Below are 17,017 nucleotides of genomic sequence, written 5' to 3' on the forward strand. Positions count from 1 at the left end.
ACGCTGTTTTCATTCGACAGCTGACGATGCCCGCTTCTGCCGCTTTTTTCTCCTGGCCGCTTTCTCCCGATCCCTTTCTGTCGCTCGAAGCGCTCGACGACCCTGACGCACTCGCATGGGTCGAAGCGCAGAACGCCCGCACGCGTGCCGCGTGGTGCAGCAGCGCGGAATTCGAGTCGCTCAAACAGCGGCTTGCCGACGCTTATCTGCCGCGCGAGCGCCCGGTCATCCCCGATCGCTGGAAGGACTGGGCCTACGATCTGTGGCAGGACGAACGCAATCCCAAAGGCATCTGGCGGCGCACGACGTGGGCGGCCTGGCGCAGTGGCGCACCTGTCTGGCAGAACCTGCTCGACTTCGATGCGCTCGGTGCGGCCGAAGGCATGCCATGGGTCTGTGCCGAACTCGACATTCTTTATCCGGACGGCGATCGCGCGCTGGTCACGCTGTCGCCGGGCGGCTCGGATGCGCTGGTAGTACGCGAGTTCGACATCGACGCGCGACGGTTCGTGGACGATGGCTTCGTGATTGCAAAGGCCGGCAAGCACACGGCTTCGTGGATCGATCGGGACACGCTCTACGTCGGCTGGGACAACGGCCGCAAGACGCTGACGCGCTCCGGCTATCCGCGCGAAGTACGGCGCTGGACTCGGGGGAGTGCACTGGCCGACGCGCCGGTGGTCTTCAAGGGGGCGTTTGGCGACATCGGTGTGGAGGCCCACTACGATCCGATCGAGCAGCGCCACACGGTGGTGAGCAGCGTCGATTTCTTCGATTCGCAGACGTACTACATCGATATCGATAGCAACAATGGCGCTGCGGACGGTGCCGATGCATGGCACAAGTACGACGTGCCGTCGCACGTCGCGGTCGGCGGCTGGCAAGGCTGGCTGCTGCTTGAGCCGCGCCTCGATTGGGACTGCAATGGCGTGCGCTACCCGGGCGGCGCGTTGCTGGCGATCCGCGAAGCCGCGTTTTTGCGTGGCGAGCGTGACGTGGTGCCGCTTTTCACACCGACATCGCAAACCTCCGCCTGCGAGTGGACGCACACGCGCAACTACCTGATCGTGTCGTACCTGGAAGATGTGCAGAGCAGGACCTCGCTGTGGATCCCGTCGCAAGCGGCCGATCAAGGCTGGCACTGGCATCAACGTTTCTTTCCCTCACGTGACGATGTGCAGGCCGACGTCTCACCGATCGAGCCGACGCTGAACGACGAAGTGTTCGTCGATACCGACGACTATCTGCAGCCGCCTGCGTACTGGCTCACCGATCTTGCCCAGAACGACCTGACCGACTGGACGTTGCTCGACCGCTGGCCGACCCAGTTCGATGCGACGCCGTTCGCGGTGACGCATGGGCACGCGGTGTCCGCGGACGGCACGCGGGTGCCGTACACCGTGATCGGACCGCGGGTAGCGCAACACGCTGTGCAAGGGCAGACGGCGCAGACAGACGAGCAACCACGCCCATGCCTGCTCAACGGTTACGGCGGTTTCGCGATTCCGCTGCTGCCGGGTTATCTGACCGGGCCGGGGATCGGTTGGTTGGAGCGCGGCGGCGTGTACGTGGTGGCGCATATACGCGGTGGCGGCGAGTTCGGCACGCAGTGGCATACGGCGGCGCAGGGCGAGCATCGGCAGCGCTCGTTCGACGATTTCATCGCGGTGGCCGAGGCGCTCATCAGCACAGGCGTGACCAGCGCCGCGCAACTCGGTATTCAGGGCGGCAGCAATGGCGGCCTGCTGGTCGCGGTGTGCATGGTGCAGCGTCCCGAGTTGTTTGGCGCCGTAGTGTGCGAGGTGCCGCTGCTCGACATGAGCCGCTATCACCTGTTGCACGCAGGCGCATCATGGATCGATGAATACGGCGATCCGGACGAGCCAGACGAGGCACGCGTGCTGGCCGCTTACTCGCCCTATCATCGCGTGAGTGCGGACGTCGCGTATCCGCCGGTGCTGTTCACCACATCGACCGCTGACGATCGCGTGCACCCCGGACACGCGCGCAAGATGGCCGCGCGCATGCAGGCGCTGGGCGCAGAAAAGGTCTGGTATCGCGAGAACACGGAAGGGGGCCACGGCGGCTCCGATGAGCTGGAGCAGGCCGAGCACGATGCGATGGTGTTCGAATTCTTGTGGCGCTGTTTGAGCGGGGCGACGTAGGCCCCGCTCGCCGTGCGTTCAGCCGATCTGGGCGACGACCGGCGCGTGGTCCGACGGCTGCTCCCACTTGCGCGGCACCTTGTCGACATCGCAGGACGAGCACGCCTCGGCGAGCGCTTTCGATAGCAGAATGTGGTCGATACGCAGCCCCGCGTTGCGGCGGAACGCCATCATCCGGTAGTCCCACCACGAATAGATCTTCTCCGGCTGCTCGAACTGACGGAACGCATCGACGAGACCGAGTTCGACCAGCCGCACGAACTCGGCGCGCTCTTCGGGCGACACCAGATTCTGGCCTTCCCACGCTTTCGGATCGTGCACGTCGCGATCTTCCGGCGCGATGTTGTAGTCGCCGAGCAGCGCGAGTTTCGGATACAGCGCCATTTCGCTCGCGACCCAGTCGTGCAGGGCGGCGAGCCAGTTCAGCTTGTAGGCGAATTTGTCGGTGCCCGGCGCCTGGCCGTTCGGGAAGTAAGCGGAAATGATGCGCACGCCCTCGATGGTCGCGGCGATCACGCGTTGCTGCGGGTCTTCGAGGCCGGGGATATTGCGCACGATGCTGCTTTCGTCGACGTTCAGGCCGTCGCGCACCAGGATGCCGACACCGTTATACGTCTTCTGGCCCGCGAACCAGCTTCGGTAGCCTTTCGCTTCGAGTTCGGCGCGGGGGAATTTGTCGTCCGTCAGCTTCAATTCCTGCAGGCACAGCACGTCTGCGTGGCTGGTTTCGAGCCAATCGATGACGTGCTGCAGGCGCACTTTGAGGGAGTTGACGTTCCAGGTGGCGATTTTCATAAAGTTCTCACATTCTTGCTGGGCAAGGCTTTGTGGGGCGCTGGCCCCGCGTTCCGCTTTATTTTTGCTTCAGCGACGACCCGTCTGGCGACCCGGATCCGGATTGGCAGGATCGGGTCGATTCCGATAGTCCCGCATCTTATCGCGCGAGACGACCGACGGTGAAAATTGCCCCGGCGGCCGTCAAAAATAAAAGCCCGATGCCGTCATGCCACGGCGTATAGTGGGATCACATTTACGCGCATCGGGAACGCATCATGGCCCAACTATATCCAGCCCTTTATAAGGACTTCGAAGTGCATCCGCTGGTGTTTTCGCGGCAGTTCGACAAGTTCGACGGTCACAAGCGTCATGCCGAAGGTTACGACGTTGCAGTACGCGTGTGCCGGCCGGGCGCGATCAGCGGCTCGAAGGCAAGCCGCGTATTCCGTCTGGTGCTGGCGTCCACGTTCTCCGATTTCGGTGTCGCGAAACGCAGCGCGAGCCAGTATGGCGCGGACATCATCGACGGCAAAGTGGAAGGCGCGACGGTCGAGGATCTCTGAGTAGTCTGCTTATGTGCGGCGTTCACCAGCTGCATGAGCGCGACCCGCAACAGGCACCTCATTTGAAATTATTTCGTCCGATTGTTTGACGTCTCGCGAACCACCCTATATACTCTTTTTCTCTGACGCGGGGTGGAGCAGTCTGGCAGCTCGTCGGGCTCATAACCCGAAGGTCGTAGGTTCAAATCCTACCCCCGCAACCAAGCATTGTTGAAAGCCCGCTAGCGCAAGCTACGCGGGCTTTTTAACTTCTGGCGTTCGCTTTCACGCGTGCATGCGCCGCGTGCACTTGCATTCACTCCTCCGACTCGATCGCCCAGTCCACTGCCGCTTGCGCATGCAATTCGGTCGTGTCGAATACGGGTAACGCCGAATCTTCCGGCTTGATCAGCAAGGTGATTTCCGTGCAGCCGAGAATCACTGCCTGCGCACCGCGCGCGGCCAGTCCTTCGATCACACGTTGATAGACCGCACGCGAGGCGTCATTCACGTTGCCGTGGCACAGCTCGTCATAGATGATGCGGTGCACATCCGCGCGTTCGGCTTCTTCGGGAATCAGCGTCTCGAGGCCGTAGCGTTCGCTCAAGCGCCCCGTGTAAAACGTCTGCTCCATCGTGTAGCGTGTACCCAGCAAGCCCACCCGCGCGATTCCTGCGGCGCGCAGCGCCTTGCCGGTCGGATCGGCGATGTGCAGGAAGGGCACGCCGATCGCCCGTTCGATCGATTCGTACACGCGATGCATGGTGTTGGTCGCCAGTATCACCAGGTCGGCGCCGCCGCGTTCGAGTTGGCGCGCGGCGTCGGCCAGCTGATCGCCGAGCGCCGTCCAGTTGCCGGCGCGCTGGTTGGCCTCGATCGGCGCGAAGTCGACCGTCAGCATCAGGCTGCACGCGTTGTGGTGGCCGCCGAGACGCGCCTTGGCGTGGCGGTTCAGGAGCCTGTAGTACTCGGTGGACGACTCCCAACTCATTCCGCCGATCACGCCGATGGTTTTCATGGTCTTGCTCCGTTGGTGGATGATGCAGGCGGTTGCGTATCGAATGCCAGGCATCGAACGTGTGGAAAGTCGAGTATAGGCGGGCGTTGTCATTCGTAGCCGGTACGCATTCCTCTCCGCCTGCCGGTACGGCGTCCTGCTAAAACGCGGGCACACACTTTCTGACGCCGATAAAATCGCAATCAGTCAAAGAGCGGTCAACAGGAGCGAATCATGGATCTGATTATCCGCCGCGCGACGCTGCCGCCGAGCGCCACATCACAGCACAAGCAGCACAAAGAGCCGGTCGACATCGGCATCGAAGCGGGCCGCATCGTCGCCGTCGAACCGAATCTGGCCGCGAGCGCGCATGAAGAAATCGACGCCGCCGGTTCGCTCGTCACGCCACCATTCGTCGATCCGCATTTCCACATGGACGCGACGCTGTCGTACGGTCTGCCGCGCGTGAATGCGTCGGGCACCTTGCTGGAAGGCATCGCGCTGTGGGGCGAACTGAAGCCGGACCTCACGCAGGAGGCGCTGATCGAGCGCGCGCTGCAGTACTGCGATTGGGCTGTCGCGCGCGGTCTGCTGGCGATTCGCAGCCACGTTGATGTATGCGATCCGCGCTTGCTCGCCGTCGAAGCACTGCTCGAAGTGAAGCGCCGCGTCGCGCCTTATCTCGACTTGCAACTGGTCGCGTTTCCGCAGGACGGCGTCTTGCGCAGCGCAGGCGCATTCGAGAATCTCAAGCGAGCGATTGCAATGGGCGTCGACGTGGTTGGTGGGATTCCGCATTTCGAACGCACGATGGCCGACGGCGCGCAGTCCGTGCGCATGTTGTGCGAGTTCGCGGCGGAGCAGGGCTTGCGCGTCGACATGCATTGCGACGAATCGGACGATCCGATGTCGCGTCACATCGAAACGCTCGCCGCCGAAACGCACCGGCTCGGCTTGCATGGGCGCGTCACCGGTTCGCATCTGACCTCGATGCATTCAATGGACAACTATTACGTCAGCAAGCTCTTGCCGCTGATGCGCGAGTCGGGCGTCGCGGCGATCGCCAATCCGTTGATCAACATCACCCTGCAGGGCCGCAGCGATACGTATCCGAAACGGCGTGGCATGACACGCGTGCCGGAGATGATGGCGGCGGGCATCAACGTCGCGTTCGGCCACGACTGCGTGATGGATCCGTGGTACAGCCTCGGCTCGGGCGACATGCTCGAAGTCGCGCACATGGGTTTGCATGTTGCGCAGATGACGGGCGTCGACGGCATGCATGCGTGTTTCGACGCGGTCACGGTGAATGCCGCGCGTATTCTCGGGCTGGAAGACTACGGCGTCGCGCCGGGTTGTGCGGCGAATCTCGTGCTGCTCGATGCGCGCGATCCGGTCGAAGCGATCCGCTTGCGCGCCGCACGGCTTGCAGTGGTGAGCCGCGGCAAGGTGGTGAGCCGTGCGCCTGCTGCGCGCGCGGCGTTGTCGCTGGAAGGGCGTCCTGCCGAGGTGGATTTCAAACTGCATCGCGGTTAGCCGCAGCGCACCGCTCGCGGCGCGCGTTCATGAAAAAAGCCGGTGCCTGCTCTCGCAGGTCACCGGCTTTTTTGTCGACGTCGGCCCTTTCTACAAAGCCGACCGATGCTTCACCACAAGTTCAATGCGCCGCGCCAGGCGCCATGCCGTTGTGCCGCAACAAGGCGTCGATATTCGGCTCGCGGCCGCGGAACGCCTTGAACGATTCCATCGCGGGACGGCTGCCGCCCACTTCCAGAATCTCCTTGCGGTAGCGCATGCCGGTTGCCTGATCGAGCACGCTGCCGCTCGCGGCCTGTGCGGCTTCTTCGAACGCGGCGTACGCATCGGCGGACAGCACTTCAGCCCACTTGTAGCTGTAGTAGCCTGCTGCATAACCGCCCGCGAAAATATGGCTGAACGTATTCGGCCAACGCGAGAACGAAGCTTGCGGCACCACGTGGAAACGCTCGTTGATCTCGCTCGCGAGTTCGGTGGCGTTCTTCGTGCCGGACGCATCGAAACCGGTATGCAATTGCATGTCGAACATCGAGAACACGATCTGGCGCAGCGTGCCGAGACCGCTCTGGAAATTCTTCGCTGCGAGCATCTTGTCGAACAGATCGCGCGGCAGTGGCTTGGCCGTGTCGACGTGCGAGGTCATGTCGCTCAATACGTCCCATTCCCAGCAGAAGTTCTCCATGAATTGCGACGGCAGTTCAACCGCGTCCCACTCGACACCGTTGATACCCGACACGCCCAGTTCATCGACCCGCGTGAGCATGTGATGCAGACCGTGGCCGAACTCGTGGAACAGCGTGATCACTTCATCATGTGTGAAGCAGGCGGGTTTGCCGCCGACCGGCGCCGAGAAGTTACAGGTCAGATACGCCACCGGCGTCTGCACGCTACCCTGCGTGTGCTTGTGACGGCCGCGCGCATCGTCCATCCATGCGCCGCCGCGCTTGCCTTCGCGTGCATACAGGTCGAGATAGAACTGGGCGACGAGGCCGCCGTCCTGATTCTCGACGCGGAAAAAGCGCACGTCCGGGTGCCACACGGCTGCTTCGTCGCGACGGATGCGCACGCCGAACAGCGTTTCGGTGACCTTGAAGAGGCCCTTGAATACGACGTCTTCCGGGAAGTACTGTTTGACTTCGTTCTCGGAGAACGAATAGCGCTTCTGACGCAGGCGTTCAGCGGCAAACGTCATGTCCCACGGCTGCAGCTCGGCCATGCCGAGCTCGTTCGCAGCAAATTCGCGCAGTTCTTTCCAGTCCTGTTCAGCATGCGGGCGCGCGCGCGTAGCGAGGTCCTCGAGGAAGGCCATGACTTGCGCCGGCGACTCAGCCATCTTCGGCGCGAGCGAGACTTCGGCGAAGTTGTTGTAACCCAGCATGTGCGCTTCTTCGGCACGCAGCTTCAACTGATCGGCGAGCACGGCCGTGTTGTCCCATTCCGGCTTGCCGTTGCCATATTGCGGGCCGAGTTCCGATGCGCGCGTCACATACGCACGGTATATCGTTTCGCGCATCGCGCGATTTTCCGAGTACTGCATGATCGGGAAATACGACGGGAAGTGCAGCGTGAATTTGTAGCCGGTCTTGCCTTCGCGTTCGGCCGCTTCCTTCGCGGCTTCGATCACGTCTTCGGGCAGGCCGGCCAGTTGCGCTTCATCGCCGGCTTCGACGATGTAGGCATACGCGTTGGTCGCGTCGAGCACGTGATCCGAAAACGCTTTCGACAAGCCCGCCTGCTTTTCCTGCAATTCGGCGAAATGCGGCTTCTGGTCTTCCGGCAACTCCGCGCCCGACAGGCGGAAATCGCGCAGCGCATTGCCGAGGATCTTCTTGCGCTCGCCGGTCAGCGAGGAAAAATCGCTGCTGGCGTGGAGCGCCTTGTACTTCTCATAGAGCGCGAGATTCTGGCCGACGCTCGACCAGAATTCGGTGACGCGCGGCAGATTCTCGCCGTACACCGCGCGCAGCTCCGGCGTATCCGCCACGGCGTTCAGATGGCCGACCACGCCCCAGGCGCGCGACAGCGGTTCGGTGGCGCGTTCGACCGGCTCGACCACGTCGGCCCACGAAGCGGGCGTGATGGGCTGGGCGGCGCGCTCGACGGCGGCGGCCGCATCGGCGAGCAGGATATCGAGGGCGGGGGTGACGTGTTCGGGGCGGATTTCGCCAAAGCGCGGCAGGTCGGAGAAATCGAGGAGCGGATTGTCGTGCTTCGAGGGGGTATTGGACATAAGGCTTCCTGTCTGACGCGGGTGAACGGGTAATCGGTGCATCGACGGGCGCGCGATGGCGCCCCAATGACACTCCATATGGACATTATTGGGGCAGGGCGCGCCGATTCCAATCCGTCGGTAGACAAATTATCAGATGTCGCGTGACTGTGCGCGGAGGAGCCGGTGCCACACGCGGTTCCGGCGGCTGCAAGGCAATGCGCCAGCGGGTTGCCGCCGCCAGAACCGCTCTCGCAGTGCCGCGGCGCTCTGTGCGAAAGCGAACGGTGCAAATTGCTGCCATGCCACATTCTGGCGCGTCGGCACCCATTAGTGACGCTTTCTGTAAGAGGTATCGATGAACCCGCTTTCGCACGCCCTTTCGCGCAACGGCAACAATTTCGATCTCGTGCGGCTCCTTGCCGCCATCGCCGTGGTGTATGGCAATTCATATCTGATACAGGCCCCCGACGGCACGACGGATTGGGTCCGGAACGCGCTCGGTTTCGACGGTTTTGGCGCACTCGGCGTCTATGCGTTCTTTCTGCTGAGCGGCATGCTGGTGACCGCCAGTTTCGACCGGCAACGCTCGGTGCCGCGTTTCGCCGCGTTGCGCATCGCGCGCCTGTGGCCGGCGGTGGCGGGCGGCTCGCTGGTGACCGTGTTCATCGTCGGGCCGCTGTTCACGACACTGCCGCTGCGCGACTATTTTGCTTCCGGCATGACGTGGGCCAACCTCGACAACTTTTCCACCATCGTGCTGAAAACCGGCTGGGTGGTGCCCGGTGTATTCGAGCACAACCGCTTTCCAGTCGACGTCGCCGCGCCGCTGTGGACGTTGCCGCTCGAAGTGCGCTGCTATCTGATCGTGATGGCGACAGGCATGCTGGGCTTGTTGTCCAGCGCGCGGGGGGCGGCACTGGCGGCGGTGCTCGGGTGCGCCGCGTTCGTTCTGCGCGTGCATCTGCCGCATCTGCAGATCGGCCTGCGTGACTTCAGCGAAACGTCCGGCGGCTATTCGTTCTGGCCGGAACCGTTTTTCATGCTGGGGATGCTGCTGTATGGCTGGCGCGAACGGATCGACATCAACGGCCTGACGGCCGTCGCGCTGGTGATGGTGTTTCTGGTGTTCCGCGACACGGCCGGCGCTCAACCGCTTTTCTATCTGGCGTTTGTTTACGGCGTGCTATGGGTGGGCGCGACGCCGCTCTTGCGGCGCTTCGTGCCGCGCCACGATTACTCGTATGGGATTTATCTGTACGGTTTTATGGTGCAGCAATGCGTCGCGAATATCGCGCCGCAGTTGAGCCATGTGACGGCGGTGCTGATCGCGGCGCCGTTCATCCTGCTGTGCGCGGCGCTGTCGTGGCACTTCGTGGAGAGGCCGGTGCTGAGGTGGTGCCGCGGGCGTCTTGCGCGCCGGTCAACGACGCTTGGCGCTGGGGTAGTGACGCGGTGAGAGTCGTGTTTGACGCCGGAGTTTGACGGTTTGCATGCCGGCGAAATCACCTCGCCGGCATGAACCCTCAGCTTTACGCCTTTGCCGCCGCTTCGCGCTCGGCGGCTTCGATCGTGTTGACGAGCAGCATCGTGATGGTCATCGGACCGACGCCGCCCGGCACCGGCGTGATGTAGCCGGCCACTTCCTTGACACCCGCGAAATCGACGTCGCCGCACAGCTTGCCGGCTTCGTCGCGATTCATGCCGACGTCGATCACGGCCGCACCCGGTTTCACCATGTCCGCCGTGAGAATGTTGCGCAGGCCCGTGGCGGCGACCACCACGTCAGCGTTGCGGGTATGGGCAGCCAGATCGCGCGTCTTGCTATGGCAGATCGTCACGGTAGCGCCCGCTTCGAGCAGCAGCAGCGCCATCGGCTTGCCGACGATGTTCGAGCGGCCGATCACCACCGCGTTCGCGCCTTGCAGCGGAATCTCGTAGGCCGCTAGCATTTTCATCACGCCGTACGGCGTGCACGGGCGGAACAGCGGGCGGCCGGTCATCAGCGCGCCGGCATTGGCGACGTGAAAACCGTCGACGTCCTTTTCCGGGGCAATCGCCTCGATCACCTTGTGGCTGTCGATATGCGGCGGCAGCGGCAGTTGCACCAGAATGCCGTGAATGCGCGGATCGCGATTCAGCTCGTCGATGCGCGCCAGCAGCTCGGCTTCCGGCAGATCGGCCGGATAGCGGTCGAACGACGAACCGAGGCCGTTGTCATTGCACGCCTTGACCTTGTTGCGCACATAGACTTCGCTGGCTGGATTGTCGCCGACCAGCACCACGGCGAGGCCCGGCTGATGCCCGCGGGCGGTGAGGGCTGCGGCGCGCGTAGCGACGTCGGCGCGCAGGGTCTTGGAAAGGGCTAGGCCGTCGATCAGTTTGGCTGTCATGGTCGGTCGAGAAGGGCGGTTTGGAAAGCGGAGCAGGGCACAGGCGCGCGTGCGCGGCACGTGCGATGGCGCTTTTCACCGGAAACGGGTCGGCACATGAAAAGCGCGCGGCGCGAATCAGGGATAAGCAGCGCTGCAAAGTCCGTCATTATACCGGCCCGGCTTGCCGTGCCATGTACGGATTCCGGATGCGCCGGCGCGCCGGAATCCGCGATGCCTCCAATCGTCGAGCGACTTTTCCCGCTACTCCTGCACTGCCTGCCAGCTATCGTCCGGGTCGAACGATTTAATGGCGGCCGCGGCACGCGCGGATTGCGGCCCGAGGTTCTTCTGATAGACCTGACCGTCCTGATTGACGATAAAGCTCATCACGCCGGTCTTGCCGTATTCGGCCGGCGAGGCGAGCAGACCGAACCCTTTGGTCAGCACGCCGTTCTCAACGTAGTTCTGCGCGCCCCCCTTCGCGTGCGCACCTTGCGCCGTCAGGATCCGGTAGTGATAGCCGTGGTAGGCCTCTTTCGGCAGGGTGCCGTTGGGCATGGTGGCGGCGAGCGGTCCGAGCGGGCTTTCCGTTTCGCCGGGCGCCGTTGCCCAATACAGGCCGTCATGCTGGCCCTGCGTACTGACGAAGCGCTGTGCGTAGTGCTGGGTCAGGTTGTGATAATCGTTCTGCGCGTCGAGATAGGCGAGCGAGGTCAGGATCGCCGCGTGTTCGTTGCGGCCGATGCGGCGCGTCAGCATCTCGTCCTGCGCGGCGGGCGGATCGAAACGCCAACCCTTGCCGGCCTGCACGAGCGGAATCGGCAAGGTCCAGCCACTGTCGCCGACGGCCAGATGCGCGGTTGCGCGACCCTTGCTCTTCGCTGGATCTTCGATGATCTGATGTCCCTTCGACCATGCGCCAAGGAACTGGTAGATGTCGTCCTCGCCGATTCCTTCGGAAGGAATGTAGCGATGAAAATCGTTGCCGAGCACGTGTTTGAGCGCACCTTCGTCGTTGCGGGCCAAGGCGTCGACGAATGCATTGGCAGCGTCGTCGGCCGTGGGATAGACCGCCTGCGCGTGTGCCGCGGTCGTGCCGAGCAGCAGTACCGGCGCCACCAGCAGGGTGCCGGTCGTGCCGAGGGCGACGGCGAGTGTCAGAACGTGGGCGCGCAAGGCGCCGCGTGGGAATAAGCGAATCATCAGAGACTCCTCTTGATCGTTCAACGGTTGCGGCCGAGATGGCGCTCGCCGCCGCCACCGCCCAGTCTGCCGCCACCACCACCGCCGCCGAAATTGCCACCGCCGCCGCGCTGGACGCCGCCGCCGTTTGCACCGAGACCGCCGCCCGTGCGTTGCTGACCGCCGCCATTGGCGCCGAGCCCGCCGCCGGAACGGTTCGCGGCTGCGTTGCGGCTCGCCTCGCCACGCTGCGTATCCTGGCGCGCGGCATTGCCGTCGCCGGCGCCGCGTAGCGCGTTATCGCGATTGGCGTTCTGCGCACGGTTCTGCAAATCGGCGTTCTGCGTGCCACCCTGGTGAATCCCTTGCACGCGTTGGCTCGCATTGCCGCTCAGGTTCTGACCGGTTCGGTTCTGCAAGGTCTGCTGCGCCTGGGCACGCGCGGCGTCGTCACGGCCGCGATAGGCATCGCGCTGAGCGCCGCTGATATTGTTATTGACGTTGCGGTTGATGTTCGCGTTGTTGACGTTGCGATTGACGTTGGTGTTGCGGTTCCAGTTCGTCGTGTTGCTATTCACGTTGAGCCGGTTGTTCACATTGATGTTGTTGTAATGGTTCACGTTGATGTTGACATCGTGCGTGTTCCAGTTGAAGCCACCCCACAGCGAATTGGCAACCGCAACACCGGCGCCGAACGCGAGGCCGGCCGCCAAACCGCTTGCGATTGCATAGCCGGGTGGCGGTGGCACATACACGGGCGGGTAGGCGGGATAGGGCCATGTGCCGTAGACCACAGTCGGGTTATAGGTAGGCACGTAGACCACTTGTGGATTGGCCGGCACGATCTGAATCGTGCTTTGCTCGACCACAACCTTTTGTTGCGAGCTCGTCTTCAGATTGCCTGCTGCTTGCGCCTGTTTGCGCAGGCGTTGCACGGAGTCCATCACGTCATTCGACTGGCCAAGAAAGGCCGTGCCGAGTTGCGCGACCCAATCGGGTTTCGACGCCATCGTTGCGAGGACCTGCGGGAAGGCGACGAGTGACTGCACGCTCGGGTCCCAGGGCTCCGACGCGACCGCTTTGACGGCGTCGTCGCCTTGCAACTTCGAGTTTGCTTTCGACCACGCGGCTGCGGCCTGCACGTCTTGCGGGAAGGTGGCGGCCATCAGCACTTGCGCAAGCAGTGCATCGGGATAAAGCGCGATGGGCGCAGTCAGCGAATCGAGTTGCTGGTTCGACAGCTTCGCGGCGCTTTGCGCATAGACCGCGCTCGGCATGGTCAGACCGACGAAGAATGGTGCGCCCGCAAGTGCGGCGCACACAAGCAACACACGCGAACGGTGTGTTCCGGATCGTTTCACGATGAAATCCTCCCGGCTGCGTTAGACGCGCGAGATCGATGCGCAGCGCATGCTGCGTTGCTTTCGCGCGATGGAATGGAGAAGGCAGCGAATAAAGCGAGTAAAGGTCGGCTCAGCTTCGCTTGAACCGTTCGACAAGACTGATGCCTCAGCAATGCGGCCGAACCGCTTTAACCGATTTGCGTCGCAAGGCGACGCCGCATACGACAACGACAGCACATGTGTCCTGTGTTCATCGGGCATCAAAGATTCCTGCTAAGGAGTTCTTTATAAATTAAGGGGCGCAGTGAAGCTTGTCAATCTTGTCGGAGGAAAGAAGTTATTGCCGCGCAGCGTAAGCGTTTGCTGAGTAATGCGTAATGATTACGGGATAAAGATGCGGTGCGGATGCGCACGCGTCGAACTATGCCGCGCATCGCTGTAGCGAAGCGGGAGAAGGGGGAAGGAGAATGGAACAGACCGGACTTTTCGACAGTCCGGCCGTTGAAACTCAGTAACGAGCCGCGGGCCGCGCCGCGGTCGTTAAGTTTATTGCGCCGGTTGCGGCTTGTTCGACAGCGCCAGTCGCAGCAGATCGGCGACCGTGTTGACGTTGAGCTTTTCCATGATGTTCGCGCGGTGCGCTTCAACCGTCTTGATGCTGATGCCGAGGTCGTCGGCGATCTGCTTGTTCAGGCGGCCGGCGATGATGCGCTCAAGCACCTGGTGTTCACGCGCGGTCAGCTTGCCGAGACGTTCGGCCGCTGCGCGTTGCTGCTGCACGCTGGTGCTTTCGCTGCGTGCCTTGTCGAGCATGCGCTCGACCAGCTTGCGCAGTTCGGCTTCGTCGAAAGGTTTTTCGATGAAGTCCATGGCGCCTTTTTTCATCGTCGACACAGCCATCGGCACGTCGCCATGGCCCGTCACGAAGATGATCGGCAGCGACGCGTTGTCGGCGATCAGGCGTTCCTGCAACTCGAGCCCGCTCATGCCGGACATCCGCACATCGAGAATCAGACACGCGATCTGGCCCGGATGCGTATGCGGCTGCCATGCGTCGATGAACTGCTCGGCGCTGGAGAAGCATTGCACGCGGTAGCCGTTCGCCTCCAGCAGCCAGCGCAGCGAATCTCGCACGGCCTCGTCGTCGTCGACAACAAATACCGTTTCCTGTGTGGTGACTGGGCTGTTCATATCTCTCCCGTAACGGTTTGTGGTTTCGGCGCCTCTGACCCGCCGTTGCTCGGGCCGTCAGGCTCTCCAATGGGCAGACTGCAATGGAACGTGGCGCCTGTGATGTGGCCGTCAGATTCGACGTTGTTAACCACCCACAGACGGCCGCGGTGCGATTCGATAATCGAACGGCAAATGTTCAGCCCCATGCCCATACCATCGGACTTGGTGCTGTAAAACGGTTCAAACAGACGCTCGGCCGTCGCTTCGTCGACACCCGGTCCCTGGTCGACGACGCTGATGCAGACAAACCCGCTCTCCAGCCGCACGACGACGCGAATCACCGGGTCGACCGCATTCGGACGCGCATCGTGCATGGCCTCGACGCCGTTCTTCAGCAGGTTCACCAACACCTGCTCGATCAGCACCGGGTCGACGTAAATCACCGGCAGGCGCGAGCGCAGATCGGTCACGATGCGAATCTTGCGCTTGCGCGCTTCGAGTTCGGCGAGACCCACGGCATCGGCGACGATATCGGCCACGCGCGTAGCCTGGCGTTTCGGCTCGCTGCGTTTCACGAACTCGCGAATGCGCTTGATGATCATGCCAGCCCGCACCGCCTGTTGGGCGGTTTTCTCGAGCACGGGTAGAAGATTGTCAGGCGTCGTTCGACCGGATTTAACCAGTGCCACGGTTCCAGAGCAATAGTTATTGATCGCGGCGAGCGGCTGATTCAGTTCGTGCGCGAGCGACGAGGCCATTTCGCCCATCGTCATCAGGCGGCTGGTGAACTGCAGCTTCTCGTCTTGCTGACGCGAGAGTTCCTGAGCCTGCTTGCGGGTGGTGATGTCGGTCGCGATCTGCATCTGCGCGAGGTGGCCATCCACCCACTGGATGTACTGGCGGCGCACTTCGAACCATTTCTGAATGCTTTGCACGTAGACTTCCTGCGCGTCGGCGGTGCTTTCGGTCAATGCGGCGGCCGGCAGACCCGCGTATGCATCCACCATATCGATCGAATCAGACGACGCCTGTGCGCTATCGAACCCGCCACCCGCCAATTCTAGATGGCCGTCCGGGCGAATGCCGAAGAGATGCCGGTAGTAGCGGTTAGCGAACAGTAACTCGGCTTCGTCGGCGGCCAGCACGGAGACGGCGGCGTCAAGACTTTCGAGGACGGTTGTGAAGCGTTCGTGTGCTGCGGCGAGCTCCTCGCGCGCGCGCTTCGGTTCGGTAATGTCGGTCATCGACGACATCCAGCCGGTCTGGCGGCCCGAGCTGTCGATCAGCGGCGACACATAGAGGCGTGCATGGAAGAGCGATCCGTCCTTGCGGCGCACCCGTAATTCGAAGCCCGAAGAGGGCGCCTTGCCGCGCAGCGTCATGTCGAGCTGGCGTTGCATCTCAGGGTAGGCATCGCGCGGCCAGTAAGCGAATGGCGCGTTCTTGCCGACCAGATCGCTTTCGTCCCAACCGGTCATGCGGCAAAAGGCCGGATTGACGTGAGTGATGCGGCCGTGCATGTCGAGCACGCGCATACCGATCAGCACCGAGTTTTCCATTGCGCGGCGAAAGAACGCTTCGGCGTAGAGCGCCTGCTGCGCCTCGAAACGTTGCCGCGTGTGCTTCCACAAGCTCCACAGACTCCACAACACGAAGCACGACAGGCCGGCCACCAGCCAGACCAGCGTGTTGTTGGTGAAGTTGGTCATCTGCGGGAACGCGTAGACGCGTACCGAGACGCCCTGGCCCGGCGGGTCGAGCGGCAGATCGTAGAACATGTCGCGCGGCAGGCGCGGGCGGGTCGACGTGGTGGTCAACTCGCGGTTGTTCACGTCGATGATCGAGATTTTGTATTTCGCCGACAACTCGGGCGGAATGTCGTGCTTCAGGATGCCTTCCACCGAGAACACGGCGGCAATCGTGCCGAGGAAGTCACGGTCGCGGTAGACCGGCGTCTGCAGCGTGATGTAGCCGTTGCCGAGGTCGTCGTAGATCAGCGGTGAGTACACCTGGCGGCGCGTATTGCGCGCCTCGTTGAAGGCGGCTTTGACGGCCTCGTCCATCTGCGCGTCGTTCGGCTTGGCAAGACGCTGGCCGAACACGGGGAGTGCGGTATTGGGCCAGCGCGGTTGCTGCAGGCTCGTGTACCAGTTCATGTAGAGGATCTCGGGATGCCCCTGCATGATGTCCGTGGTGGACACCTGGAATGAATGCGGATCGGCGTGGCCGGCGACGAGATCGCGGGCGAGGGCCTGAATCTGTTCCTGCGCGCCCGTCATGGACAGGCGGATCTGCTGCTGCGCCCATGCGACGTTACGGTAGAGCGTGTCTTCCTGCTGCTGCTGTTCGCGCCGGTTCAGGCTCCACAGAATCAGGCTCATGACGACCAGGAAAACCAGGATCGACAGCAGCGGCGTGAGCAAATAGGAGTTCGACCACCACGGTCCGTGGTGCCAGCGGGAGGACGGCGTCGAATCCGCCGGCGAACCAGCGGTGCGCGCCGAGCGAGCGAAAAGCCGTTCGGTCAACATGCGTGGCATTGTAGCGCAGCGAGTCACTAGCAAATGGCGCAAAAAAGCGCTGAAAGAACCGTTATTCGGCGCAAACTAGCCGACGTATCGGTCGATCGGCAGTCAAATCAGGTTGCGCCGCAACAATTTTCCGCATTATGAGATTCGATCTCGTGATTCGAAATTTTTGTTGCGCAGACGTCGGGAC

12 protein-coding genes and 1 tRNA gene are annotated in these 17,017 nt (G+C 62.7%); 5 read left to right on the forward strand and 8 right to left on the reverse strand.

Annotated elements, in window-relative coordinates; all coding sequences use genetic code 11:
• The first annotated feature begins 26 nt into the window (after window positions 1-26).
• A complete protein-coding gene (locus M0D68_RS06340) occupies window positions 27-2,165 on the forward strand; it encodes a prolyl oligopeptidase family protein (protein ID WP_266224018.1) in 2,139 nt (712 codons plus the stop codon).
• An 18-nt stretch (window positions 2,166-2,183) separates the two neighbouring features.
• On the opposite strand, the gene xth is transcribed toward M0D68_RS06340, so the two are convergent.
• Window positions 2,184-2,960 (reverse strand): exodeoxyribonuclease III, encoded by a 777-nt coding sequence (xth, locus tag M0D68_RS06345; RefSeq protein ID WP_266210899.1) that lies wholly within the window; start codon window positions 2,958-2,960, stop codon window positions 2,184-2,186.
• A 257-nt stretch (window positions 2,961-3,217) separates the two neighbouring features.
• Here xth and M0D68_RS06350 point away from each other — a divergent pair, with 257 nt between their 5' ends.
• Both M0D68_RS06350 and M0D68_RS06355 read left to right on the forward strand, forming a co-directional pair.
• Window positions 3,218-3,505 carry a hypothetical protein gene (locus M0D68_RS06350; protein WP_054038000.1) on the forward strand — a complete coding sequence of 96 codons (288 nt, stop codon included), beginning with the start codon at window positions 3,218-3,220 and terminating at the stop codon, window positions 3,503-3,505.
• Window positions 3,506-3,631: 126 nt separating this feature from the next.
• Window positions 3,632-3,708, forward strand: a tRNA-Met gene (locus tag M0D68_RS06355).
• Between the two features lie 92 nt (window positions 3,709-3,800).
• Here the strand turns inward: M0D68_RS06355 and M0D68_RS06360 are convergent.
• Window positions 3,801-4,502 (reverse strand): aspartate/glutamate racemase family protein, encoded by a 702-nt coding sequence (locus M0D68_RS06360; protein WP_266210900.1) that lies wholly within the window; start codon window positions 4,500-4,502, stop codon window positions 3,801-3,803.
• Window positions 4,503-4,715: 213 nt separating this feature from the next.
• Between M0D68_RS06360 and M0D68_RS06365 the strand changes: the two genes are divergently transcribed.
• On the forward strand, window positions 4,716-6,017 hold the full coding sequence (locus tag M0D68_RS06365; RefSeq protein WP_093633574.1) for an amidohydrolase family protein: 1,302 nt from the start codon (window positions 4,716-4,718) through the stop codon (window positions 6,015-6,017).
• A 121-nt stretch (window positions 6,018-6,138) separates the two neighbouring features.
• On the opposite strand, the gene M0D68_RS06370 is transcribed toward M0D68_RS06365, so the two are convergent.
• On the reverse strand, window positions 6,139-8,247 hold the full coding sequence (locus M0D68_RS06370; protein WP_211701128.1) for a M3 family metallopeptidase: 2,109 nt from the start codon (window positions 8,245-8,247) through the stop codon (window positions 6,139-6,141).
• A gap of 337 nt (window positions 8,248-8,584) precedes the next feature.
• Here M0D68_RS06370 and M0D68_RS06375 point away from each other — a divergent pair, with 337 nt between their 5' ends.
• The gene (locus M0D68_RS06375) at window positions 8,585-9,685 is read left to right on the forward strand and encodes an acyltransferase (protein ID WP_266224019.1); all 1,101 of its coding nucleotides are present in this window, start codon (window positions 8,585-8,587) and stop codon (window positions 9,683-9,685) included.
• Between the two features lie 73 nt (window positions 9,686-9,758).
• On the opposite strand, the gene folD is transcribed toward M0D68_RS06375, so the two are convergent.
• The 5 genes from folD to fixL form a co-directional block, all read right to left on the reverse strand.
• Window positions 9,759-10,619, reverse strand: coding sequence for a bifunctional methylenetetrahydrofolate dehydrogenase/methenyltetrahydrofolate cyclohydrolase FolD (folD, locus tag M0D68_RS06380; protein ID WP_200617819.1), 861 nt, complete (start codon window positions 10,617-10,619; stop codon window positions 9,759-9,761).
• A 243-nt stretch (window positions 10,620-10,862) separates the two neighbouring features.
• A complete protein-coding gene (locus M0D68_RS06385) occupies window positions 10,863-11,804 on the reverse strand; it encodes a DUF2950 domain-containing protein (protein ID WP_200617821.1) in 942 nt (313 codons plus the stop codon).
• Between the two features lie 20 nt (window positions 11,805-11,824).
• The gene (locus M0D68_RS06390; RefSeq protein WP_266224020.1) at window positions 11,825-13,144 is read right to left on the reverse strand and encodes a DUF3300 domain-containing protein; all 1,320 of its coding nucleotides are present in this window, start codon (window positions 13,142-13,144) and stop codon (window positions 11,825-11,827) included.
• 528 nt (window positions 13,145-13,672) lie between these two features.
• Window positions 13,673-14,317 (reverse strand): oxygen response regulator transcription factor FixJ, encoded by a 645-nt coding sequence (fixJ, locus tag M0D68_RS06395; RefSeq protein ID WP_011488992.1) that lies wholly within the window; start codon window positions 14,315-14,317, stop codon window positions 13,673-13,675.
• Complete coding sequence (gene fixL, locus M0D68_RS06400; protein WP_054038009.1) at window positions 14,314-16,830, reverse strand: oxygen sensor histidine kinase FixL; 2,517 nt, start codon at window positions 16,828-16,830, stop codon at window positions 14,314-14,316. Before fixL ends, fixJ begins: the two co-directional genes overlap by 4 nt.
• Window positions 16,831-17,017: the final 187 nt, after the last annotated feature.

The sequence above is a fragment of the Paraburkholderia sp. SEWSISQ10-3 4 genome, from assembly GCF_030464785.1.
In the GTDB taxonomy this organism is placed as follows: Bacteria; Pseudomonadota; Gammaproteobacteria; order Burkholderiales; family Burkholderiaceae; genus Paraburkholderia; species Paraburkholderia aspalathi.

Bases quoted from the DNA above. Each gene is read 5' to 3' on its own strand.
- M0D68_RS06370 (WP_211701128.1), bottom strand. From the start codon at position 8,247: ATGTCCAATACCCCCTCGAAGCACGACAATCCGCTCCTCGATTTCTCC.
- M0D68_RS06375 (WP_266224019.1), top strand. From the start codon at position 8,585: ATGAACCCGCTTTCGCACGCCCTTTCGCGCAACGGCAACAATTTCGAT.
- xth (WP_266210899.1), bottom strand. From the start codon at position 2,960: ATGAAAATCGCCACCTGGAACGTCAACTCCCTCAAAGTGCGCCTGCAG.
- M0D68_RS06385 (WP_200617821.1), bottom strand. From the start codon at position 11,804: ATGATTCGCTTATTCCCACGCGGCGCCTTGCGCGCCCACGTTCTGACA.
- M0D68_RS06365 (WP_093633574.1), top strand. From the start codon at position 4,716: ATGGATCTGATTATCCGCCGCGCGACGCTGCCGCCGAGCGCCACATCA.
- fixJ (WP_011488992.1), bottom strand. From the start codon at position 14,317: ATGAACAGCCCAGTCACCACACAGGAAACGGTATTTGTTGTCGACGAC.
- M0D68_RS06360 (WP_266210900.1), bottom strand. From the start codon at position 4,502: ATGAAAACCATCGGCGTGATCGGCGGAATGAGTTGGGAGTCGTCCACC.
- M0D68_RS06340 (WP_266224018.1), top strand. From the start codon at position 27: ATGCCCGCTTCTGCCGCTTTTTTCTCCTGGCCGCTTTCTCCCGATCCC.
- fixL (WP_054038009.1), bottom strand. From the start codon at position 16,830: ATGTTGACCGAACGGCTTTTCGCTCGCTCGGCGCGCACCGCTGGTTCG.
- M0D68_RS06350 (WP_054038000.1), top strand. From the start codon at position 3,218: ATGGCCCAACTATATCCAGCCCTTTATAAGGACTTCGAAGTGCATCCG.
- folD (WP_200617819.1), bottom strand. From the start codon at position 10,619: ATGACAGCCAAACTGATCGACGGCCTAGCCCTTTCCAAGACCCTGCGC.